This window comes from Nonomuraea sp. NPDC050786, from assembly GCF_040654115.1.
GTDB lineage: Bacteria > Actinomycetota > Actinomycetes > Streptosporangiales > Streptosporangiaceae > Nonomuraea.
This window is the reverse complement of the sequence record NZ_JBFAHJ010000006.1, coordinates 115623-138639: the sequence shown is the minus strand read 5'-3', so window position 1 is coordinate 138639 and position 23017 is coordinate 115623. Positions and strand designations below refer to the sequence as shown.

At 72.4% G+C, this 23017-nt stretch carries 20 protein-coding genes; 13 read left to right on the top strand and 7 right to left on the bottom strand.

The genetic code is table 11. From position 1 onward, the window contains the following. Positions 1-115 precede the first annotated feature (115 nt). Genes AB0H84_RS14545 through AB0H84_RS14520 form a run of 6 tightly spaced genes read left to right on the top strand, consistent with a single transcriptional unit; the run spans position 116 to position 8599 of the window. On the top strand, positions 116-3508 hold the full coding sequence (locus AB0H84_RS14545) for an amino acid adenylation domain-containing protein (RefSeq protein WP_357603393.1): 3393 nt from the start codon (positions 116-118) through the stop codon (positions 3506-3508). Beyond that, positions 3505-4449: an ATP-binding cassette domain-containing protein gene (locus AB0H84_RS14540; RefSeq protein ID WP_357603391.1), complete on the top strand. Its 945-nt coding sequence runs from the start codon at positions 3505-3507 to the stop codon at positions 4447-4449. Before AB0H84_RS14545 ends, AB0H84_RS14540 begins: the two co-directional genes overlap by 4 nt. Continuing rightward, on the top strand, positions 4446-5222 hold the full coding sequence (locus AB0H84_RS14535) for an ABC transporter permease (RefSeq protein WP_357603389.1): 777 nt from the start codon (positions 4446-4448) through the stop codon (positions 5220-5222). The genes AB0H84_RS14540 and AB0H84_RS14535 overlap by 4 nt, the downstream gene beginning before the upstream one ends. Before the next feature lie 44 nt (positions 5223-5266). Next, positions 5267-6814, top strand: coding sequence for a tryptophan halogenase family protein (locus AB0H84_RS14530; RefSeq protein ID WP_357603387.1), 1548 nt, complete (start codon positions 5267-5269; stop codon positions 6812-6814). Positions 6815-6819: 5 nt separating this feature from the next. Continuing rightward, positions 6820-8058, top strand: a complete 1239-nt coding sequence (locus AB0H84_RS14525; RefSeq protein ID WP_357603386.1) for a cation:proton antiporter — start codon at positions 6820-6822, stop codon at positions 8056-8058. 4 nt (positions 8059-8062) lie between these two features. Further along, positions 8063-8599: a flavin reductase family protein gene (locus AB0H84_RS14520; RefSeq protein WP_357603384.1), complete on the top strand. Its 537-nt coding sequence runs from the start codon at positions 8063-8065 to the stop codon at positions 8597-8599. A 48-nt stretch (positions 8600-8647) separates the two neighbouring features. Here AB0H84_RS14520 and AB0H84_RS14515 read toward each other — a convergent pair whose 3' ends face one another. Further along, entirely contained in the window at positions 8648-9403 is a 756-nt protein-coding gene (locus AB0H84_RS14515; protein ID WP_357603382.1) for an alpha/beta fold hydrolase, read from the bottom strand. Positions 9404-9480: 77 nt separating this feature from the next. Here AB0H84_RS14515 and sbnA point away from each other — a divergent pair, with 77 nt between their 5' ends. Further along, entirely contained in the window at positions 9481-10494 is a 1014-nt protein-coding gene (gene sbnA, locus AB0H84_RS14510) for a 2,3-diaminopropionate biosynthesis protein SbnA (RefSeq protein WP_357603380.1), read from the top strand. Between the two features lie 15 nt (positions 10495-10509). Further along, a complete protein-coding gene (locus AB0H84_RS14505) occupies positions 10510-10728 on the top strand; it encodes an MbtH family protein (RefSeq protein WP_357603378.1) in 219 nt (72 codons plus the stop codon). 55 nt (positions 10729-10783) lie between these two features. Here the strand turns inward: AB0H84_RS14505 and AB0H84_RS14500 are convergent, their stop codons facing one another. Continuing rightward, positions 10784-12646 (bottom strand): BTAD domain-containing putative transcriptional regulator, encoded by a 1863-nt coding sequence (locus tag AB0H84_RS14500; RefSeq protein ID WP_357603376.1) that lies wholly within the window; start codon positions 12644-12646, stop codon positions 10784-10786. 119 nt (positions 12647-12765) lie between these two features. After that, positions 12766-13773, bottom strand: a complete 1008-nt coding sequence (locus tag AB0H84_RS14495) for an aldo/keto reductase (protein ID WP_357603374.1) — start codon at positions 13771-13773, stop codon at positions 12766-12768. Positions 13774-13962: 189 nt separating this feature from the next. On the opposite strand from AB0H84_RS14495, the gene AB0H84_RS14490 reads away from it, so the two are divergent. Further along, positions 13963-14535, top strand: a complete 573-nt coding sequence (locus AB0H84_RS14490) for a DUF664 domain-containing protein (RefSeq protein WP_357603372.1) — start codon at positions 13963-13965, stop codon at positions 14533-14535. A gap of 104 nt (positions 14536-14639) precedes the next feature. On the opposite strand, the gene AB0H84_RS14485 is transcribed toward AB0H84_RS14490, so the two are convergent. Together AB0H84_RS14485 and AB0H84_RS14480 are read right to left on the bottom strand one after the other, a co-directional pair. Continuing rightward, positions 14640-15266, bottom strand: a complete 627-nt coding sequence (locus AB0H84_RS14485; protein ID WP_357603371.1) for an NAD(P)H-binding protein — start codon at positions 15264-15266, stop codon at positions 14640-14642. A gap of 21 nt (positions 15267-15287) precedes the next feature. Next, positions 15288-15740: an SgcJ/EcaC family oxidoreductase gene (locus AB0H84_RS14480; protein ID WP_357603369.1), complete on the bottom strand. Its 453-nt coding sequence runs from the start codon at positions 15738-15740 to the stop codon at positions 15288-15290. 92 nt (positions 15741-15832) lie between these two features. On the opposite strand from AB0H84_RS14480, the gene AB0H84_RS14475 reads away from it, so the two are divergent. The 3 genes from AB0H84_RS14475 (at position 15833) to AB0H84_RS14465 (ending at position 20081) form a co-directional block, all read left to right on the top strand. Then, complete coding sequence (locus tag AB0H84_RS14475; RefSeq protein WP_357603367.1) at positions 15833-16294, top strand: MarR family transcriptional regulator; 462 nt, start codon at positions 15833-15835, stop codon at positions 16292-16294. A gap of 120 nt (positions 16295-16414) precedes the next feature. Then, positions 16415-19282 (top strand): BTAD domain-containing putative transcriptional regulator, encoded by a 2868-nt coding sequence (locus tag AB0H84_RS14470; RefSeq protein WP_357603366.1) that lies wholly within the window; start codon positions 16415-16417, stop codon positions 19280-19282. A gap of 70 nt (positions 19283-19352) precedes the next feature. Beyond that, positions 19353-20081, top strand: coding sequence for a hypothetical protein (locus tag AB0H84_RS14465; RefSeq protein ID WP_357603364.1), 729 nt, complete (start codon positions 19353-19355; stop codon positions 20079-20081). Between the two features lie 55 nt (positions 20082-20136). On the opposite strand, the gene AB0H84_RS14460 is transcribed toward AB0H84_RS14465, so the two are convergent. After that, positions 20137-20952 (bottom strand): NAD(P)H-binding protein, encoded by an 816-nt coding sequence (locus AB0H84_RS14460; protein WP_357603362.1) that lies wholly within the window; start codon positions 20950-20952, stop codon positions 20137-20139. Positions 20953-21038: 86 nt separating this feature from the next. Here AB0H84_RS14460 and AB0H84_RS14455 point away from each other — a divergent pair, with 86 nt between their 5' ends. Continuing rightward, positions 21039-21989 (top strand): AraC family transcriptional regulator, encoded by a 951-nt coding sequence (locus tag AB0H84_RS14455; RefSeq protein WP_357603360.1) that lies wholly within the window; start codon positions 21039-21041, stop codon positions 21987-21989. A gap of 30 nt (positions 21990-22019) precedes the next feature. Here AB0H84_RS14455 and AB0H84_RS14450 read toward each other — a convergent pair whose 3' ends face one another. Next, entirely contained in the window at positions 22020-22994 is a 975-nt protein-coding gene (locus AB0H84_RS14450) for a winged helix-turn-helix domain-containing protein (RefSeq protein ID WP_357603358.1), read from the bottom strand. Positions 22995-23017: the final 23 nt, after the last annotated feature.

Genomic DNA, 23017 nt, shown 5'->3' with positions numbered 1-23017 from the left:
GAAGCTAGGCCCGTTACTTATCGGGCCGTTTTCGGGTGTTTATGAAATGGCCGCGATATGGCGCGGATAAACGCCGTCCCTAGCCTCCCGGTAAAGCCGAAGGAGGTGGGCTCGGGTGGACCGTGAAACCCTACAGGAGGCGTCCGCGCCGACACGCGTGCCGCGGTGGCACGGCCCGGCGGGTGAGGGCACGCGTACCGGGACGGGCGAGGTGACGGTGTCGCTGCGTCCCGGCCTGCTCTCCGCGGCCGGGGACCCGCTGCCCGCGGTGCTGCTGGCCGTGCATGCCAGGGTGCTCGCGACGCTGGCGGGCGAGACCCGCGTGGTCACCCGGTGCCGGGAGGCCGGTACGGCGGTGACGTGCCAGGTGGACGTGCGCGACGGCTCGTGGGAGGAGCTGATCGCCGCGGCCGGCCAGGCGCTCTCCTCGGCCACGGACCCGGTGGCGGTCGCGGACCCGGCGGCGGTCGCGGACCCGGCGGCGGTCGCGGACCCGGCGGCGGTCGTGGAGACGGCGGCGGTCGTGGAGACGGTGCTCGATCTGAGCGGTTCGCCCGATGGCGCGGACGCCGTGCTGTGCGTAAGCGTGGACGTGCCGGGCGAGCGGATCCGGCTGCGCTACCGCCGCGACGCCATGGACGAGGCGCACGCCGGCCGGATCGGCGGCTACTACCGGCGCGCGCTGGAGCTGCTGGCCGGCGATCCTGCCGCCGCGCACGGCGGGCAGGGCCTGCTGTCGGAGGCGGAGCTGCGCCATCAGCTCGACGTCCTGGCCGGCGCGCCCCGCGAGCTGCCCGGCCGCCGCTTCCATGAGCTGCTCGAGGAGCGCGTACGCCGCCACCCCGGCGAGGTGGCCGCCGAGTGCGGGACCACCACCTGGACCTATGCCGAGCTGAACGCCCGCGCCAACCGCGTCGCCTGGACCCTCCTCGACCGCGGCCTGGCCGCCGAGGACGTGGTGGCCGTGATCGGCGAGCGCGACCTCGACTGGATGGCCGCCGTGATCGGCGTGCTCAAGGCCGGCGGCGTGTACCTGCCGGTGGAGCCGCACTTCCCCGCGGACCGCGTGACGGCGATGCTGGAGCGCTCCTCCTGCCGCCACGTCCTGGCCCCTGGCCCGGTCGCGGGCGGGCGGCCGGCGATCACGTACGCGGAGTGCCAGGCCGCCTCCCGCGACGGCGACCCCGGGGTCCCGGTGGCGGCGGAGCAGGCGGCCTACATCTACTTCACCTCGGGCTCCACCGGGCAGCCGAAGGGCGCCGTGTGCGAGCACGCGGGCATGCTCAACCACCTCTACGCCAAGATCGACGACCTGGGGATCGGCCCCGGTCAGGTGGTCGCGCAGACCGCGCCGCAGTGCTTCGACATCTCGCTGTGGCAGCTCCTGGCCGCCCCGCTGGCGGGCGGGCGCACGCTGATCGTCGAGCAGGACGTGATCCTCGACGTGCGCCGCTTCGCCGCCACCCTGTCCGAGCGCCGCGTCAACGTCGTGCAGCTCGTGCCGTCGTACCTGGAGGCCGTGCTCACGCACCTGGACGACGAGCCGCGTGAGCTGCCGGACCTGCGCCACATCTCGGTCACCGGCGAGGCCGTGAAGAAGGAGCTGCTGAGCCGCTGGTTCGCCCGCTTCCCCGGGGCCGGGGTGCTCAACGCGTACGGGCTGACCGAGACGCACGACGACACCAACCACGAGCTGCTGCGCGAGCCCCCCGACGGAGACAGCGTGCCGATCGGCGCGCCGATCCGCGGAGCGCGCGTCTATGTGCTGGACGAGGCGGACCGGCCCGTGCCGCTCGGCTCGCCCGGCGAGATCGTCTTCTCGGGCCGCTGCGTGGCGCGCTGCTACGTGGGCGACCCGGAGCGGACGCGGCTGGCCTTCACCGAGGACCCGCACCGGCCGGGGGAGCGCCTGTACCGGTCGGGGGACTTCGGCTACTGGCGGCCGGACGGCAAGCTGGCCTTCCTGGGCCGCAGGGACGGGCAGGTCAAGATCCGGGGGCACCGGATCGAGCTGGGCGAGGTCGAGAACGCGCTGGCGGGCGTCCCCGGGGTACGCGACGCCGCGGTGGTCGTGGCGGAGACCGCGGACAGCGGGCGGCAGCTCGTCGCCTTCTACACGGCCGACCCGCCGGTCCCCGAGGGCGCGGTGCGGGAGGCGCTGGGCGTGAGGCTGCCGGCGTACATGGTGCCCGCTCGGGCGCGCTGGATGGCGGCGCTGCCGCTGACCGGCAACGGCAAGATCGACAAGCGGCGGCTGGCCGGGCCGGCGCGGGAGCTGTGGAGCGAGACGTCGTCGTACGAGCCGCCCGCGACGGACACCGAGCGGCGCCTGGCCGCCGCCTGGGCCCGGGTCCTGCGCCTCCCCGAGGACCGGATCGGCCGCGGCGACGACTTCTTCGCCCTGGGCGGCACCTCGCTGTCGGCGATCGGCTTCCTGGCCAGGCTCGGCACGCAGGCCACCCCCCGGACGCTGGCCGAGCACCCCACGCTGGCCGATTTCGCAGCATTCATCGACGGAGGTAGCCACGACATGCCCGACCCCGTACTCATCCCCGGGCGCCCTGCCCCGCCCTCCACCTCGCCGCCCACCACGGAGAGACCGCTCGTGCTGACCGCGCCTCCCGGGGCGGACGCCGGCTGGCTGCGGGAGCGGGACCCGGCCGCGCTGGCCGCCGAGCACGGCGCGGTGATCGTCCGCGGCCTCGGCATGAACGGGCCCGGCGACCTGCGGCGGGTGGCGGCCGAGCTACTCGGCGAGCCGGTGGCCGAGCGGGAGGGGTTCGCCCCCCGCCACGACCACGGCGGCGGCGTCTACTCCTCCTCCCTGTGGCCGCCTGACCAGCCGATGTGCATGCACCACGAGCTGAGCCACCTGGCCGAGCCGCCCCGGCTGCTGCTGTTCGGCTGCGTCACGGCGCCCGAGCGCGGGGGGATCACCGCGCTGGCCGACGCCGGGGCCGTACTCGACCGGCTGCCCGGCGAGCTGGCCGACCGGTTCGAGCGGGAGGGCTGGGTGCTGACCCGGCACTACGGCGACGACATCGGGGTGCCCTGGCAGGACGCGTTCGGCACCGGCGACCCGGCCGTCGTGGAGGCCTACTGCCGGGCCCAGGGCATCGAGGCCGAGTGGCGCGACGGCGGGCTGTCCACCCGGCAGCGCAGGCCGGCCGTGATCACCCACCCGGTCACCGGGCGGCGCTGCTGGTTCAACCAGGTCGCCTTCCTCAACGCCTGGACGATGAGCCCCGAGGTCCGCGACTACCTCATCGAGGTCTACGGCCCCGACCGCCTGCCGTTCAACACCTTCTACGGCGACGGCGCCCCCATCGGCCCCGAGGAGGTGGAGCTCATCAACAAGGCGTACGAGATCTGCACGGTACGTGAGCCCTGGCGGAGCGGCGACCTGATGATCGTCGACAACCTCCGCACGGCCCACAGCCGCGAGCCCTACGACGGCACGCGCGAGGTCCTGGTGGCCATGGGCGCCCCCACGGCGGTGACCCGATGAGCGCCGGCGGGATCGTCGTCGAGGGGCTGACCAAGCGCTTCGGCGAGGTGGCCGCGCTCAAGGGCGTGGACCTCGACGTGCCGCCCGGGACGGTCCTCGGCCTGCTCGGCCCCAACGGCGCGGGCAAGACCACCATCGTCAGGATCCTGTCCACCCTGGAGCGCCCCACTTCCGGCCGGGCCCTGGTGGGCGGGCACGACGTCGTGCGCGACCCCCAGCGCGTACGCGAGGTCATCGCGGTCGTCGGCCAGTACGCCACGATCGACGACGGCATCTCGGGCCGCGAGAACCTCTACATGCTGGCCCGGCTGCGCGGCGAGAGCCCCCGCCGGGCCAGGGCCCGCGCCGACGAGATGCTGGAGCTGTTCGGCCTCGACGCCTCCGGCGGGCGCACGGCCAAGGGCTACTCCGGCGGCATGCGGCGCCGCCTCGACCTGGCCGCCAGCCTGATCGGCCGCCCGGAGATCCTCTACCTCGACGAGCCGTCCACCGGGCTCGACCCCCGCAGCCGCAAGGAGCTGTGGGACATCATCCGCACGATGACCGACGACGGCATGACCCTGCTGCTCACCACCCAGCACATGGAGGAGGCGGAGGTGCTGGCCGACGACGTGGTCGTCGTGGACCACGGCCAGGTCATCGCCCGCGGCACCCCCAAGGAGCTGCGCTCCCGCGTCGGCGGCCAGCTCCTGTACGTCCAGGCGGCGCTCGGCGACCTGGCCGAGGCCAGGGCCGCGCTGGTGGCCGCCGGGCTGACCCCGGTCGCCGGGCCGCCCGACACGTCCGGGGAGGACGTCCTGCACATGGCGCTGGCCCGCGACGAGGACCTGACCTCCGCGCTGCGCGCCCTGGGCGGCAGCGACGTCACGGTCACCGGGTTCGGCACCCGCACACCCAGCCTCGACGAGGTCTTCCTCGCACTGACCAGGGAGGACGCATGAGCCGCCGGCCACTGCCGCACGCGTTCCGCGACGCCGCCGTGATGGCGCGGCGGAACCTCGTCCAGATCAAGGGCGACCCCGGGCTGCTGCTCGACGCCACCCTGACCCCTGTGATCATCTCCGTGATCTTCGTCGCCGTCTTCGGCGCGGCGATCGCGGGGAACGTGACGAACTACGCCCAGTACTTCATCCCGGGCATCATGGCCATCAACCTGATGATCATCTCCAGGACCACGGGCGTCGGGATGTCCGTGGACTTCAACTCGGGGGTCGTCGACCGGTTCCGGTCGCTGCCCATCTCCAGGTCGGCGGTGCTGACGGGCCGGGTCATCGCCGACAGCCTGCGCATGCTGCTCAGCCTGGTCGTCATCATCGCCTGCTCGACGCTCTTCGGGTTCCGGCTGCTCGGCGGCCCGGTGGGCACGCTCGGCGCGATCGCGCTGCTCATGGGCTTCGGGATCGCCATGTCCTGGATCGCCGTGTTCATCGGCGTCTCCGTCCGCAGCATCACGACCGTCTCGACGGTGACCTCCCTGTGGGTGCTGCCCTTCCAGTTCGGCAGCTCGGCGTTCGTGCCGACCGAGGGCATGCCCGCGTGGCTGCGCGCCTTCGCCGACATCAACCCCATCACGCTGGTCGTCGACGCCTCCCGGGGCCTGCTCGACGGCCATGCCAGCTCCCAGTCGATCACCGGCGCCATCGCCTGGATCAGCGCGATTCTCGTGGTGTTCGCCCCGATGTCCGTCGGACGGTTCTACCGCCGCCGCGCGTGACGCTTCACCCCGGCAAGTCAAGACACGAGAACGGATGGTTCCTCATGCTCAAGAAAGTTGTCATCGTTGGTGGCGGAACTGCTGGCTGGATGACGGCCGCGTATTTGCGGGCGGCATTCGGGAGCAGCATCGCGGTCACCGTGGTCGAGTCGAAGAGAATCGCGCCGATCGGTGTGGGTGAGGCCACTTTCAGCACGGTCCGGCATTTCTTCGGCTTTCTCGGGCTGCGCGAGCAGGACTGGATGCCGCGGTGCAACGCGACGTACAAGCTCGGCATCAGGTTCGAGAACTGGCGCGAGCCCGGCCACTACTTCTACCACCCGTTCGAGCGGCTGCGGATCGTCGACGGCTTCCCGCTGACGGACTGGTGGGTGCAGAAGCGGCCCGGCGACCGGTTCGACCGCGACGCGTTCCTCATGGCGGCCATCTGCGACGCCGAGCGCTCCCCCCGCTACATGGACGGGCGGCTGTTCGAGCAGGACTACGTGGAGGGCGCCGAGCCGGAGAGCACGCGGACGACGCTGTCGGAGCAGGCCACGCAGTTCCCGTACGCCTACCACTTCGACGCGGCGCTGCTGGCCGGGTTCCTGGCCGAGCACGCCAAGGAGCGCGGGGCCGTCCAGATCCTCGACGACGTCCTGGACGTGGGCCGCGACCAGCGCGGCTGGATCACCCATGTCCAGACGCGCGAGCACGGGCAGGTCGAGGGTGACCTGTTCGTCGACTGCACCGGCTTCCGCGGCCTGCTCATCAACCAGGCGCTGGAGGAGCCGTTCATCTCCTTCCAGGAGAACCTGCCGAACGACAGCGCGGTCGCGCTGCGCGTGCCGGTGGACATGGACAAGCGCGGGCTGCGGCCCTGCACCACGGCCACGGCGCAGGAGGCCGGCTGGATCTGGACGATCCCGCTGTTCGGCCGCATCGGCACCGGCTACGTGTACGCCAGCGACTACTGCTCGCCCGAGGAGGCCGAGCGCACGCTGCGGGAGTTCGTCGGGCCCGAGGCGGAGGACATGGAGGCCAACCACATCAAAATGCGCATCGGCCGCACCCGCCGCCCCTGGGTGAACAACTGCGTGGCCATCGGCCTGTCCGGCGGCTTCGTCGAGCCGCTCGAGTCGACCGGGATCTTCTTCATCCAGCACGGCATCGAGCAGCTCGTCAAGCACTTCCCGGCCGCCGACTGGGACCCGGTGCTGCGCGACTCCTACAACCGGTCGGTGACGGAGGCCATCGACGGGGTGCGCGAGTTCCTGGTGCTGCACTACCGGGGCGCCGCGCGCAACGACAACCAGTACTGGCGCGACGCCAAGACCCGGGCGGTCCCCGACGGGTTCACCGAGCGGCTGGAGCAGTGGCAGTCGAAGCTGCCCACGGACTCCTCGATCTACCCGCACTACCACGGCTTCGAGTCGTACTCGTACCTCGCGGTGCTGCTCGGCCTCGGCGGGGTGGACGTCAAGCCGGCCCCGGCGCTGGCGCTCATGGACGGCACGGCGGCCGACAAGGAGTTCCAGCTCATCAGGGACCAGTCCAAGTACCTGCTCAGCAAGCTGCCCAGTCAGTACGAATACCTGGCCCAGATGCACTGATGGCCATGGGAACCCTGCTCGCCACCCTGCTCGTAGCCGTCGCGGTGGTCATCGTCGTGCTCGCCGCGCGGCTGGTGGCCCGCCTGACCCGCCAGCCGGCGGTGGTCGTCGAGATCGCCTTCTGTCTGGCCTCCGGCTGGCTCCTGCTGCCCCGCCTGGCGGAGCTCGGCCCGCGGCCGGACTGGGGACTGCTCGGCCAGGCCGGGCACCTGGGCCTGGCGCTGTTCCTGGTGGGTACGGCGCACGGGATGCGCGCGGGCCTCGACCGCCGGCTCGTCCGCACCGTCACGTTCCTGTCGGCGGGCTCGGCCGCCGTGCCGCTGGCCGCCGGCGGGCTGGTGGCATGGTGGCTGATCGCCGCCGGGGACCCGGCGCTGCGCGGCGGGGCGCCGGCGGTCGCGTTCACGCTCATGGTCGCGGTCGCGCTCACGGTCACCGCGGTGCCGGTCCTGGCGGGGATCCTGCGGGACCGCCGCATGGACCACACCGTGGACGGGCGGCTGGCGCTGCTGAGCGCGTCGTGCATCGACGTCCTGACCTGGGTGCTGCTCGCGGTGGCGGTCGGGATGGCCTCCGGCGGCGGCCCGGCCGCCGCCCTGACCGTGCTGGCGGCGGGCGCGGTCGCGGCGCTGCTGCTGCGGCGCGTGGTGCCGCGCTCGCTGGCGGGCAGGTTCCCGCGGGCGGTGCCGGTCGTGGTGGGCGCCGCCGCGTGGGCGGCGGCCACGGCGACCGGCCGGTTCGGCCTCACCGAGGTCTTCGGCGCGGTGCTCGTCGGCCTGTCGCTGCCCGCGGAGGAGCGTCCCGGCCCGTGGACGAGAGTGGCGGAGGTGCTGGGCCGCACCGGCCGCACGATGTTGCCGGTGCTCTTCGTCACCACCGGCGTCGCGCTGACCTCCGGTCCCGAGGCCGTCCTGCCCTGGCAGGCGGCGCTGGTGGTCACGGCCGTGGCCGTCGCGGCCAAGGTGGGCGGCAGCTACGCCGGTGCGCGCCTCGGCGGCCGGTCGCCGGCCTCCGGCGCGCGGATCGCCGTTCTCATGAACACGAGAGGTCTGACGGAGATCGTCATCCTGCAGGCCGGCTACGGCGCCGGCCTGCTGTCGCCGGGGCTGTACCTGGCGTTTCTCTGCATGGCCCTGATCACGACCGGGCTCAGCGGCCTGATGCTGAACGCGGCCGATCGATACGTGCCGATCGCGAAGGATGATCCCATGGCAGCGAACATCACACTGGCGGCGAGGTGGTGACCACATGACCGTGCTGCGAGGTGATGCCACCACCATGACGGCCGGGGACCCCGCCTCCCTGCCCGGCCGCTTCCGAGGCTTCATGGCCGGCTTCCCGAGCGGGGTGGCGATCGTCACCACGACGGACCGGCGGGGCAAGCAGTGGGGCATGACCTGCTCGGCGGTGTGCAGTGCCAGCGTGGACCCGCCGACCCTGATCGTGGGGATCAGGGCGGCGAGCCCGACGCTGCAGGCGCTGCTCGACAGCGGCCGTTTCGCCGTCAACCTGCTGCACGAGCGGGCCAGGGAGACGGCCGAGCTGTTCGCCTCCGCGGACCCCGACCGTTTCGACCTGGTGGCGTGGGAGCACGACAGCGGGTACGGCGGACCGCACCTGTACGAGGCGGCGCACTCGGTGGCGGACTGCCGGGTGAGCCAGAGCGTGCTGGTCGGGCCGCAGCGCATGGTGTTCGGCGAGCCGTTCCGCATCTCCACGCTCGCCGAGACCAGGCCCCTGCTGTACGGCCTGCGCCGCTACGGCCGCTGGTCGGCCCACGGCTGACCCATGGAGACACGAGGGGCGCCGGGGACCTTCCCCGGCGCCCCTTCCTCATGCCGTCAGGGAGCCGGCCGCCTTCAGCAGGTCGTCGCGGATGGCACCTACCATCGGCGGGCAGTCGTGGATGAAGAAGTGGTCACCCGGGTGGACGTGGAAGGCGAACCCCGCCACCGCGTGCTCCCGCCACCGCTCGACCTCGGCGGGAGGGGCGCTCGGGTCGTGCTCGCCGGCGAACGCCGTCAGCGGGACCGGCAGCCGCACCCCCTCGCGCACCGACGAGTCCTCCGACAGCCGGAAGTCCGCCCTGATGGCGGGCAGCAGCAGATCCACCAGGTCGCGGTCCTCGAAGAACTCCGGCGGCGTGCCGTTCATGCCGCGCAGCTTCTCGATGAACTGCTCGTCCGACAGCTCCCCCGCCCGGCGCGCGGGCGGGATGGGCTTGGGGCCGCAGCCCGAGACGTACAGGTGGGCGGGCATCCGCGCGCCCTCCGCGCACAGCCGCCTGGCCAGCTCGAACGCGACCAGCCCGCCCATGCTGTGGCCGTAGATCGCGTACGGCTTGGTCATGGTCGGCGCGAGCCCTTCGAGCAGCGCGGGGACGAGGTCGGACAGCCGGGACACCGGCTGCTCGGTGATGCGGTCCTCCCGTCCCGGCAGCAGGATCGGGCACACCTCGACCCCCTCGCCCAGCAGCGCGGGCCAGCCGTCGAAGATCCGCGTCCCGCCGCCCGCGTACGGCAGGCAGTAGAGCCTGACGCTCGCGGCGGGGTTGCGGTGGCGCCAGGAGATCCAGCGTGGTCCGTTCATCGGTTTCTCCTCGGGTTCTTTTCCGGTGAAATGCCGCCGATAATGAGCGGAAATCGGAGGCGGTTAGATTCGTTTCCGTGCCGGTGATAAGCGATCCGCTCCAGTACAACGCGGAAAACGTCTATGTCGATTTGCGAGCGACTTTCGGCCGCCGCCTCTATCTGAAATGCGAAGGATTCAACTTCGCCGGATCCGTCAAATTGAAGGCGGCCGCCGAGATGGTGGGGGCCGCCGAACGGTCGGGGCGGCTGCTGCCCGGCTCGACCCTGGTGGAGTCCTCCTCCGGGAACCTGGGCCTGGCGCTGAGCATCGTGGCGGCCAGCAAGGGATACGGCTTCGTCTGCGTGACCGACACCCGCTGCAACGCGCCGGTGCGCGCGATGATGGAGCTGTACGGCGCGCGCGTACATGTGATCACGACCCCCGACCCGGTGACCGGGTTCCTGGGGGCGCGGATCGACTACGTACGGAGTCTGTGCGCGCAGGACGAGCGCTACGTCTGGCTCGACCAGTACTCCAACCCCGGCAACTGGCGGGCCCACTACCTCAGGACGGCCCCGGCCCTGGCCGCCGACTTCCCCGACCTCGATGTGCTCTTCGTCGGCGCGGGCACGACCGGGACGCTCATGGGCTGCGCCCGCTACTTCCGCGAGCACCGGCCGAAGGTGTGCGTGGTGGCCGTGGACGCGGAGGGGTCCTCGGCCTTCGGCCGCCCCGCGCAGCCCCGGCTGATCCCGGGCCTCGGCACCAGCGTGCGCCCGCCCCTGCTCGACGAGTCGTACGTCGACGACGTCGTGCACGTGAGCGAGCCGGACACCATCCGCGCCTGCCACCGGATGGCCGCCGACGGCTTCCTGTTCGGCGGCTCGACGGGTACCGTCGCCAGCGGCGCCCTGCGGTGGCTCGCCGAGCACCGCCCGGGGAAGGAGGTGACCGCCCTGGCCATCGCACCCGACCTGGGAGAACGCTACATGGACACCATTTACTCGAAGGCGTGGCTGAACCACCACTACGCCGGCGAGGAATGGCTGCCCCCTCATTGGAAGCTCGACCACCTCGCCGAGCCGGCCCCGTCCATCCCCACCGTGTGAAAAGGGACGATCGTCATGACCAATCCTTTCGAGAACAACGACGCCGACTACTACGTGCTGACGAACGACGAGGGCCAGCACTCGCTGTGGCCGTCGTTCATCGAGATCCCCGCCGGGTGGAACAGCGTCCACGGCGCCGACAGCCGGCAGAACTGCCTGGACTACATCGAGGCCAACTGGACCGACATGCGGCCGAAGAGCCTGGTGAACGTCATGGAGAACGCCGGGAGCTGATGGGCGGTGAGGGCGGGCGGGCCTGCTGCCCGCCCGCTTTTTCGCGCCGGGCACGCTAGCCTCGGACCTCTACGGGGCGGGGCACGTCGGCGTACACATAGTGGCCCTTCTCCTGGGCGTACTCGGCGAACAGGCCGGGCGTGCGGTAGAGCGGCTCGTCGCCGGCCGTCGACAGCACGAGAAAGCCCGCCTCGCGCAGTTCCTCCAGCAGGTCCTCGGCCTCCTCGGGGCCGCAGCCGAACAGCCGGGCGGCCCTCCACGGTGTCACCTCGGGGAAGTCCAGGCCGCCCAGCCGGTGCAGCGCCATCGCGGGGCCCGGCCGCAGCTCGCGGTAGCTGAGCGCGATCCGCTCCCGCATGTCCCAGACGCCGTGGCTGATCTCGCCCAGCCGGCCGCCGCGCCGCTCCAGCCTGCCGATCAGGTCCTTGGGCGTCCAGTGGCCCCGCGAGCCCAGCCGCATGGCCGCGCCCCACAGGGCCAGGGGCAGGTGGTCGCAGAGCTCGGCCACCCGCTCGAGCGCGCCGGGCTCCTCACCGGCCCGCTGCTCGGCGCCCATGAGGTTGCGCAGCAGGTCGGCCGAGTCCGCCGTCCCCAGCGGCGTCACGTGCGCCTGCACGCTGCCGTACGCGTCGGGCAGGCTGCGACCGGTGATGATGACGCAGCAGCTGCCGCTGCCGGGGACGAGGGGGCGTACCTGGGCGGCGCTCCTGACGTTGTCGAGCAGGAGCAGCGTCTGGCGGCCGTCCAGCAGGCTGTTGTAGAGCGGCACCTGCTCGTCCACCCGCGCCGGGATCTCCGACGGCGCCACGCCGAGGTCGCGCAGCAACCGGCTCAGCACCGCCGACGGCTCGGCGGCGAGGTAGTCGGAGTCCCAGCCGCGCAGGTCGGCGAAGAGCCGCCCGTCAGGGAAGTACTCGGCCGCGCGGTGCGCCCACTGCAGCGCCAGCGCGGTCTTGCCGACGCCCGCCATGCCCGTGAGCACGCCGACGGCGGGCAGCCCGCCGCGCCCGCGCAGCTCGAGCAGCCCGTCGAGCGCGTCCAGCTCGGCCTTCCTGCCGGCGAAGTACGGCGGCGCGGGCGGCAGTTGGGCGGGCACCAGCCCGGTCCACACGGTCGTGGCCGGTTTGGCGCCGCCCTCGGAGAGCCCGGGGTCGTCGTTGAGTATCGCCGCCTGCATGTCGCGGAGGATCGGGCCGGGCTCGAGGCCCAGCTCGTCCACCAGGCGGCGGCGTCCCTCGTTGAAGACCTCCAGGGCCTCGCGGCGCCCCCCGACCCGGTAATGGGCCAGCATGAGCGCCGCCCGTGCCCGCTCCCGCAAGGGGTGCTCCCTGACCAGGGCGGCCAGCTCGGGCACGAGGTCGGTGTGCCGTCCCAGCTCGGCCTTGCGCGCGAGGCACTCCTCGGTGGCGGTCAGCCGCCGCTCCTCGAGCTGGAGTGCCTTGGCGGCCAGGATGCCGCTCGGCACGCCGGCCAGCGCGTCGCCGCGCCACAGTTTGAGCGCCTGTTCCAGCAGGGCGCCCGCCACGGACGTACGCCCTTCGCGCAGCGCGGACTGCGCCTGCCCGGTCAGCCGGGCGAACTCTTCATGATCGATCCGGCAACCAGCCGAATTCAGCTTGTATCCGGGTGAGACGGTGGAGATCACGTTGGGGAATCCCGCCGCGGCGAACATCTTGCGCAGGGCGGTGACGCAGATCGCGATCTGGGTACGCCGGGTCACGGGCGGATCGTCGTCCCAGATGGCTTCCACCAGGGTGTCGACGGATACCACGCAGTCCGGAGCGAGGAGGAGCATCGCCAGGACGACGCGCTGGCGCGGGCTGCTGACGGGGAGCTGGCGGCCGTCGGCCACCACTTCCAGGGGGCCGAGAAGCCTGAACTCTAGCGATTTCTGGGTGTTTCCAGACAACTCACTCACGAATTCCATCGTCAGCCCCGCCCTTCGCGGGTCCCTCGTCACGACGGCAGGATCTCGATGGGATCTCGGCAGTGAGCCGTCCGTCGACCGCTCAGCTCACGGTCGGTGCCGGGTTCCCGTCAGGCTCCGGCGGCGTCGAGGCGGGCGAGCTGCTCCTCAGTGAGCTTGACGTCGAGCGCCGGCAGCGCCGCCTCGTACTGCTGGAGCGTGCGCGGCCCGATCAGCGGCACGATCGCCGGCGAGGTCTGGTGCAGCAGCCAGGCGAGGACCAGCGCGTTCGGGGTGACGCCGGTCTCGGCGGCCACCTCGGCGGCGACGGCGAGCCGGGCCTCGGCGTCCGGGCCCTGGTAAGGGTCCATCGCCCCGTGGCCCGCGCGCTTGGCGGGGTCATCGTAGATGCCCTTGAGGATCGGCGAATAGGCGACCAGGGTCAGGTCGTCGTGTGCCTCCAGGTAGTCGAGCTGCTCGTCGTCCACGATGGACGCGTGCCGGAGCCCGGCCCGGCGCCGCAGGTAGGAGTGCTGCTGCTGGAGCGCCACCGGCGCCGGCCAGCCGTGCTGGGCGCACAACTGGCGGATCCGCTCCAGCCGCCAGGTCCGTACGTTGGACCAGCCGATGTAGCGGGCCTTCCCCGCCTGGACGATGCCGGCCAGCGCCTCCAGCGTCTCCTCCAAGGGCGTGGCGCGATCGTCGACGTGCACGTAGTACAGGTCGACATGGTCGGTGCCGAGCCGGCGCAGGCTGCCGTCGATGGCCTCCCGCAGGGTCTTCGCCCCGGCCCCGACGAACGTCCGGTAGGCGGCGTCCCAGTCCGGCCGGCCGTCGGACCAGACCGCGTCCAGGTCGCGTACCACGGCGCTGCCCTTGGTCGCGAGGAACACCTGCTCGCGCCGGCCGGTCCTGGCCAGCCAGCGGCCCAGCAGTTCCTCGCTCTCGCCGCCGTGGCTGCCCCGGCGCTCCCACCAGCAGTAGCAGTCGGCGGTGTCGAGGAAGTTGCCGCCGGCCTCGAGGTACCGGTCGAGGATCGTGACGGCTTCGTCCTCCGGCGTCACCGTCCCCATGATCATGCACCCCAGTGCGAGCCGGCTGACCTGCTCGCCCGTACGGCCAAGCTGCACGGTTCTCATGTGATGTGCTCCTTTCTCGGTGCCGCCGAGGCTAGGAGGTCGAGCGCGCTCCAGGTCAAGGGATCGAGCGCCGCAGGAGTACGCGGCGCGCCTGTGATGTCCGGCACCGCGGCGCGCCCGGTGCGCCGCCGCCCCCTCGACCTGCGGTTCCGGAAGCAGAACGTCCGGAACGGACTCTACGGTGGCGACATGACCAACAGCGACTACTGGTGGGAACCACCCCTCGCCGGCACCGAGGCCGAACACCTCGTCGGTGCGCTCGACCGCCTGCGCACGACGTTCCGCTGGAAGACCGACAACCTTGACGCGGCCGGGCTGCGGACCCGCATCGGGGCCTCCCCGCTCACGCTGGGCAGCCTGCTCAAGCATCTCGCGCGCGCCGAGGATCAGATGTTCAGCACCAAGCTCAGCGGCGCGCCGATGGGCGCGCCGTGGGACGGCGCGGACTGGGCCGCCGACCCCGACTGGGACTTCAACTCGGCCGCCGACGACACCCCCGAGGACCTTTACGCGCTCTGGGACGCCACCGTGGAGCGGTCGCGGGCGAAGCTCGACGCGGCCCTGGCCTCCGGCGGGCTCGACCAGCTCGTCCACCTCACCTACTTCGACGGGCGCCACTTCAGCCTGCGCCGGCTGCTCTGCGACCTGATCGAGGAGTACGGGCGGCACACCGGACATGCCGACCTGCTCCGCGAGGCCGTGGACGGGCTCGTCGGCGAGGACCCTCCGCCTGGATGGCAGCCGAAGTCCAACCGCCCATGAAGGTCGAGCACCGCCCGCGCGTCCCCGCCGTCGCGCGCTGATACGCCGTGGCAGCGGGAACCGGCCGATGGGTCAGTTCTGTTCTCCTTGCAGCCAGGTGGAGCTCATGAGGAGACGGCGACGGGGCGGCCGAAGGTCAGCGGGTCGTCGAGGTGGTCGACGATGAAGGCGGCCAGGTCGGCGCGGGAGGTCCGGGCGCCGAGGCGCTCGGACGCTCCGAGGGAGACGCGCGGGCGGCCGGTGCCCGGCCTGTCGGTCAGGCCGGTCGGCCGCACGGCCGTCCAGCTGAGGCTGGTCCCGGCGAGCAGTTGCTCCATGCGGTTCATGTCGGCGTACGGGTGGCGCATGACGTGGTGCAGGACGCGGCCGAAGAGGCGGACGGCGGGTCCGGCGTCGGCGGGGGTGGCCAGGCCGGCCGAAGAGATCACGACGAGCCGGGCGGCCGGGGGCAGCGCCGCGATGATCGCGGCCGTGCCGGCCGAGTAGAGGGTGGTCGGGCCGCGACCGGTCGAGCCGAGGGCGGAGACTACGACGTCGTGCCCGGCCAGCGCCTCGCGTAACCGGGCGGGGTCCATCGCGTCGGCGGCGCGGCGCGTGAGTTCGGGGTGGTCGAGGCCGAGGGCTTCGGGGTGGCGGGCGACGGCGGTGACCGCATGTCCGGCCGCCAGGGCGCGTTCGACGATGAGGCGTCCGGTGCGCCCGGTGGCGGCGACGACGGCGAGCGAGGTCATGTGGGCGTCTTCCGTGCGCGTTCAGGCGTGGGCGGCGGCGGGCTTGCTGGCAGGCTGGAACTTGAAGGAGATGGCTTCCATGACCGCCTGGTGCTTGGTGTTCTGGAAGGCGGCGATCTTCCACTCGCCGTCCGCCTGGCGGGTCAGGGTGTAGGTCTGGATCTTGTGGAGCTTGCCGGGCCTGCCCTTGTAGGTGTCGCCACGGGTGACGACCAGGGCGGTGTCGGGGCCGGTGAAGCGGATGCTGACGGTCCGGCCGGCCAGCTTGGTGCCCTTGACGAAGCTGTCGAACAGCGCCTGGTGGGCGTCGCCGATCTCCTGGGCGCCGACGTAGAGGGTGCCGACGTAGGTGATGTAGGTGGCGTCGGCGGTGAACAGCGCGCCGTAGGCGGCGCCGTCCCCCCGCTCCCAGGCGTCGGCCAGACGGTCGAGCACGGCGGTGATGGCGGCGGTGTCAGCGGTACGAGCGTTCATGGGTGCGGGCCTCTCATGATAGCTTCAAGAAGGAAGTTGATTCCTTGAAGATTTATCTTCTCTGAGGAAGAGATTAGGCCGGAGGGCAGAACGTGTCAACACCCGAGAACGCCGGTGCGGTCTACCGGCGCTACCTGAGCGCCGTCATGCTGCACGGCCACGCCAGCGCCAAGGCCGTCGACCTGGGCGCGACCGACCTGTACGCGCTGAACATCCTGGGCCTGAACGGGGCACTGACCCCCGGCGAGCTCGGCCGCCGCACCGGCCTGACCACCGGCCCCACCACCCGGCTGATCGACCGCCTGGAACAGGCCGGATACGTCCGCCGCGTCCCCGATCCCGGCGACCGCCGCAAGGTCATCGTCGAACCGATCGCCACCCCGTCCGGCCTGGACGAGGCCCTCGCCCCCGCCCGCGACAGGATCGCCGCGATCATCCAGCAGTACTCCCCCGAGCAGCGCGGCGTCCTGTTCGACTACTTCGCCCGCGCCGCCACCGCCTACCAGGAGGCCGCCGACGAACTCCGCGACCACCCGGCAGCCGAGTCAGATTAAGGAGCGACATTCAGCCACACGACACGCTGATGTTGCTCTATTGGCGAAAAAAGCCCTTTGGGGTATAACAGCGGCATGTCCGCATTTGGGCGGATGCGACGAAAAGGGAACGGTCCATAGGTGAGCGCTGAACCAGCCGGGCTCCAGTTCTCCGTCTTGGGTCCGCTGGTGGTGACGCGCGCGGGCGAACAACTCGACCTCGGGGGCACCCGGGTCAAAGCCCTGGTCGCGACCTTGCTCATCGCACAGGGCAAGGTGGTGACGACCGACCGCCTCCTCGACGCCGTCTGGGGCGAGCAGGTCCCGAACAGCGGCACGTCGACGCTGTATTCGTACATCACCAGATTGAGAAAGGCCCTGGAGCCGGAGCGCCCTCCGCGTGCGGCCACGGGTCTTCTCGACCGTCAGGGCCCCGGCTACGTCCTGCGGGTCCGGCCGGAATCGGTGGACTCCGAACGCTTCGCCGCTCTGGCGGAGCAGGGCGCGAGGCTGCTGCCCGACGATCCGCGGGCGGCGGCGGAGAGCCTCGCGACCGCGCTCGCGCTGTGGCGCGGCCCCGCGTACGCCGATCTCGGCGACGCCGAGGTGGCGGGCGCCGAGATCGCCCGCCTGGAGAACGCCCGGCTGGCCGCCCGCCAGGACCACGCGGCGGCCCGCCTCGCGACGGGAGCGGCCGTCCAGGCGGTGGGCGAGCTGGAGTCGCTGGTCCGCGAGCACCCTCTCGCGGAGCGGTCCTGGGAGTTGCTCGCGCTCGCCCTGTACCGGAGCGGGCGGCAGGGGGACGCTCTGGCGGCCCTGCGCACGGCACGCGAGCGGCTGATCGAGGAGCTCGGCGTGGACCCCGGCCCCTCGCTCCGCGCCATGGAGGCCGCGGTGCTCAGGCAGGACCCCGCCCTGGAGCAGGCGGCTCCGAGGGAGGTGGCGACCGTCGCCGAGCCGAGGGAGCCTGCCCGCCCGCGGCTGCCCGCGCCGCTCACCCGCCTCATCGGGCGTGAGGCCGCCGTGGGCGCGGTACGGGATCTGCTCGCCGCGCACCGGCTGGTGACGATCACCGGTCCCGGCGGCGCCGGGAAGAGCCGCGTGGCCCTGGAGATCGCCCGGGAGCACCCGGACGAGGACGGCCCGTGGCTGGCTCTGCTCGCCGACGTGACGGACGCGGAGCTGCTGCCGGCCGCGGCCGGCGCGGCGATGGGCGCGGCCATCGCGGGCGGCACCGACCACCTTGTCGCGTCGATCGGCGACCGGGAGACGCTGCTGGTGCTCGACAACTGCGAGCACCTGGTCGACGCGGTCGCGTCGCTGGCGGAGACGCTGCTGTCCCGCTGCCCCGGCCTGCGGCTGCTCGCCACGAGCCGGGAGCCGCTGGCCGTCGCGGGAGAGGCGACCTGGGACCTGCCGCCGCTGGACCCCGACGGGGCGGCCGTCGAGCTGTTCATGGAACGATCGTTCGTGCTCCATCCGGGCCGGCGTCCACGACACGACGAGCGGGAGCTGGCCGCACGGATCTGCCGGGAACTGGACGGCCTCCCCCTGGCCATCGAGCTCGCGGCCGCCCAGACCCGGGTCCTGTCCCTCCAGGAGATCGCCGACGGGCTCGACGACCGGTTCGCGTTGCTGGCCACCGGCTCCCGTACCGCTCCCGAGCGCCATCGGAGCCTGGAGGCGGCGATCGCGTCGAGCGTGCGCCTGCTCACCCCGTCCGAGAAGGAGCTGCTCGGCTGCCTGAGCCTCTTCGAGGGCGGCTTCGACCTGGAGGCGGCCGAACGGTTGGCGAGCCCTCCGGCGGTGCTGCACAGGTTGGGCGGCCTCGTCGCCAAGTCGCTGATCGCCGTGGACGGCGCCGCCGTGCCCCGGCGTTACCGCATGCTGGAGAGCATCCGGCAGTACACTCTCCGCGCCCTGTCCGGCGACGAACGGGCGCGGTGGGCCGGCCGGCATCTCGCGTGGGTGGTGGAGCTGGCCGAGACGGCCGAGCGGCGGCTGCGTACCTTCGACGGGGAGCTCTGGCTGCGCAGGCTCCGGCACGAGCAGGCCAACACGCGGGCCGCTCTCGCCCACGCCCTGGCCACCGGCGACGGGGACGCCGCCCTGCGCATCGCCAGCGCGCTGTCGTGGTTCTGGTACCGCAACGGCGACGTGCAGGAGGGCATCGCGCGGCTGTCCGAGGCCCTCGACCGCGCCGGCGCCGACCATCCCGGGCGGGGGCGGGCGCTGATCGGGCGGGCGCTGCTCCGCTACCTGGCGGGCGACCCGTTCGCCGGGAACGACGACGTCGAGCTGGCGCTGCGGCAGGCCGAGGCCACCGGCGACGCCGAGGTCATGGCCCGCGCCCTGCCGTACCGTGCGTACTTCCTCCAGCTCAGCGGCGATCCGGGCCAGGCGGAGCGCACGCTCGCCGAAGGCTGGACGCAGGTGAAGGCGGCCGGGCTGTCCTGGATCGAGGCCGAGGTGATGATGGTGCGCGGGCAGATCACGAGGGTGGCGGGCGATCCGCTGCTCGCCGCCGGGCAGCTCGTGCAGGCCGCCGACATCGCCGAGACCTGCGGCCACGACTGGGCGTACTGCTCCTCGGGCTGGATCGGCGCGAAGGTCGCCATGGACCTGGGCGACGCCGACCGGGCCGTGCAGCAGGCGGCCCGCCTGGTCGTGCACCTCGACCGCGTGCAGGACGTGACCTCCTGGCTGGCCTGTGCCCACGTGCTCGCCGGGGCTCTCGGCATGGCGGGCCGGGCGGTGGACGGCGCGGTGCTCCTCGGCGCGGTCTCGGCCCTCGGCTCCCGCGTGGGCTACTCCCCCGAGGTCATGGATCCGCTGGACGGCCCCAGGAACGTGGCCGCCGTGCGCGCCGCCCTCTCGCCGGAGGCGTACGACGAGGCGACGGCCATGGGGGCGAGCCTCACCAAGGAGGACGCCACCGCGATGGCGCGCCGCCTCATCGTGCGCACCCCCGGCGACGACGGCCGGCGTACGGTCCTGCGCCACAACTGACGCGCCGGGCGGTGAACCGGCGAGGGATCTTCCCCGTTTCGGGGATATGCGCCTTCTCTGGACTGTTCTGGTGACAGCTGTTTCGATGCTGGCGGCCATCGGCCACCCCGCCGCCGCCGAGGCCGCCCGGCCGGACGAGCGGCCGGGCAGCCGTCAGGTGGTCGCGTTGCTGCGGGAATGGGGAGGTTACATCCGGCCCGGGTTCAAGGCGATCAATCCACCCGAGATCATCATCTACGGGAACGGCTTGGCGGTCGCCGACGCCGACCGCCGGCTGCGGCTGACGTCCGCCGATGTCGGTGCCCTCGTCCGGTCGCTCAGGAAGGACCTGGACGACCAGCCTCGGACCCCCACCCCCAGCGGACCGAGGGTCTACGACGCCACTACGACGACCCTCGGTGTCTGGACCGGCGGCAGCACCCTGCGTACGGTCAGCGCCTACGCCCTCCAGGGATTCGGCGGCAAGCGCTACCCCGATGCCCTCTACCGCGCCCAGCGGACCCTGACCACGCTCGCCGACCGGGTGCGGCGCGAAGGAAGCGCCTACCGCGCCGACCGGGTACGGCTGGTGGCCGAGCTCTCGTCCGAGCGGAAGGCGGACGCGCCGTGGCCGTCCGCGATCCGCGAGCCCGCCAAGGGTGACACGGACGTCCTGGTCAGGAAGCTGACGGGCCGCCAGGCGAAGGCGGTGATCCGCTCCGTCAAGCGGGTCAAGGGGCCGGGACCGTGGCCGCTCTACCGGGACGGCCACGGTCGCGTCTACTCCGTGACCTGGCGTTTCCTCCTGCCGTCGGAGTGAGGCGGCGTACCGTCCGTCAGGGCCCGTCCCGGCCGTCACAGGAGTGGCGACGCGGTCAGGGGCGGGAGACGGCCCAAGCGCGGGCGGCGTACTCCTCGAAGCTGATGGGCGGGCGGCCCAGCACGCGCTGGACCCCGTCGGCGGGCTCCGCCACATGGCCCGCACGTATCACGGCGAACAGGTCGCCCAGCTCGTCGGCCACCTCCTCGGGAAGTCCCTCGGCGAGCAGTCCGGTCCGGTACTCCTCGGGGGTCAGCTCGACGTATTCGATCGTCCGGCCGGACGCCTGCCCCATGATCCGTACGGCCTCGCCGAACGTCAGTCCGCGCGGCCCCGACAGCTCGTAGACCTGCCCGCCGTGGCGGCCGTCCGCGGTCAGGGCGCGCGCCGCGACCGCGGCGATGTCATGGACGTCGACGAACGGCTCCAACGCCGCGCCGACCGGCAGCGCCAGCCGTCCTTCCAGCAGCGGCGCATGCCACAGGTCCTCGGAGAAGTTCTGGTTGAAGTTGTTCGCCCGCAGGATCGTCCATTCCGCGCCCGATGCGCCTACCGCCTCCTCGGCGGCCCTCATCCCCTGCCAGTACGTGTCGCCGGCGTGCTCGAGCCCGCGCCCCGACAGCACCACGAACCGTTTCACCCGCTCGGCCCGCTTGACGAAGTCGCGTACGGCGGCGGGGTCCTCCGGCGGGACCAGGTACACCGCGTCCGCCCCTGACAGCACGCCCTCCCACGTGGCCCGGTCGAACCAGTCGAAACGCACCTCACTGGAACGGGACGCGGGCCGGACCCGCCTGCCCTCCGCACGCAGCAGCTCCACCACACGACGGCCGGTCTTGCCCGTCGCACCGAGAATCACGATGTCGTTCATGACCGACAGCCAACCGGGCCGGCGACCCGGCGACCATGGCCACGCGTACGCGGGACCTTTCCGATCGTCCGGTTATGGTGAGGCCCGTGGATCCGTTCGATGACCTCCTGCACGGCGTACGCGGCGAAGGCTCCGTCTTCGGCGCTTCGGTGCTGTCGCCGCCGTGGGCCCTGACGTTCACCGGCCAGGCGTCGCTGACGCTCTGCGTGCCCCTGCGCGGCGAGGGCTGGATCATCCGCGACGGCGATGCCCGGCGGCTGAGGGAGGGCGAGGCGGCCATCGTCCGGGGGCCGGAGCCGTTCGTCTTCTCCGACACCGAGGCGCCGCGGCGCGTCACCAATGCCTGGCACGGTGACATCACCGACGCCCGGCACGGCGGTGACGTCAGCGATGCCCGGCACGGCGGTGACATCACCGGCGATACGGTCCTGCTGGTCGGCTCCTATCTTGTCAACGGCGAGGTGGCGCGGCGCCTGGTGCGGATTCTGCCGTCCCTGATCGTGCTGCCCGAGGATGCCGACTGCGCCGGCATGCGCGCCTACCTGGAAGCGCAGCTGCTGGCCTGCCGTCCCGGCCGCCAGATCGTCCTGGACCGCCTGCTCGACTGGCTGCTGGTGTGCACGCTGCGCGACTGGTTCGACCGGCCGGAGGCCGAAGCGCCCGGCTGGTACGCCGCCCTCGGTGACGACGTGGTCGGTCCTGCCCTGCGTGCCATCCACGACGACCCCTCCCGGCCGTGGACGATCGCCTCGCTCGCGGCCGTCGCGAACGTCTCGCGCACCACCCTGGCCGGCCGCTTCACCAAGCTGGTCGGCGAGCCGCCGTTGACCTATCTGACCGGCTGGCGGATGGCGCTGGCCGCCGACCTGCTCAACGAGCCCGGCGCAACGGTCGCCTCCGTCGCCCACCGCGTCGGATACGCCGACGCCTTCAGCTTCAGCTCGGCCTTCAAGCGCATTCACGGCAGCAGCCCCAACACATACCGGCAGCCGGGGCACGAAGATCGAGAGCCGTTGAGTGGATTGTCCGTGAAATAGGCGACCCCGGATCCCGGGTGGCTCGGAACGTCAGCGGTTGACCAGGGCGTCGCCGAGCGGCGTGCGCGCGTACAGGACGCCGCGGCCGACGCGCGTGCCCACGATCAGGCCCGCCCGGCGCAGCGCCGACAGATGGCCGCCCGTGGTGCCCAGGCTCTGCCCGAGCAGGGCCGCGAGCTGCGTGGTGGTGGCCGGCTCGGCCAGCTCGGCGAGGATGCGGGCGCGGCTGCGGCCGATCAGCGCGGACAGGTCGGCGTCGGGCGCCGGCGGCGTGGCGCCGGTGCCCCTGGCAGGGTAGATCATGGCGTACGGCCAGGCGTCCTCCAGGTAGGCGCCGATGCGGGTCGTGAACGCCGAGGGCAGGAAGAGCAGCCCCTTGCCGTCGAGCCGGTGCGACCCGCTGGAGTGGGTCATCTCGATCTCGATCTGGTCATGCGGACGCCAGTGGACGCGCGGGCTGAGGTCCTCCAGTGCCGCCGCCCAGCCGTAGGCCGCCAGCCGTCCCGCCCGATGGGCCACGTCCCGCTGCAGGATCGCGCGGAAGCGGGGCCAGTCGTGGGAGATGATCTCCGTCCAGAGCGCCTCGTACGCGTCCGCGAACCGCTCCACCACTCGCGGCCCCGTCAGCAGGTCCCTGACCCATCCCGTCGCGGGCCGTCTGGCCAGCACTCTGGCGATCTCCGCATGGGCCTGCTCCAGCGGCGTCGCCCGCATGGCGGCCAGCTCCGACTCGAACGGCACGTCCACCGCCGTGGGCGGCGGCGCGATGAAGTCGACGTTCGCGTCTCCCTTGTTGCCGCTGATCGCGGCCACGGCCCGCAGCGCGGGGTGGGCGCGTTCGAGCTCCCGGTACGTCCCCCGCCACCGCGCGGCCCACAGGCCGTGCACGCCCGCCTCGACCCGGCCCGCCAGCACCCACTGCGCGTGCATGGTCTCGATCAGCGGCGAGATCGCGAACCTGCTGGCCACCAGGTCCTGCGGGGTGACCTCGATCGTCACGAGCACCTTTCGGTTATATCCGAAACAGT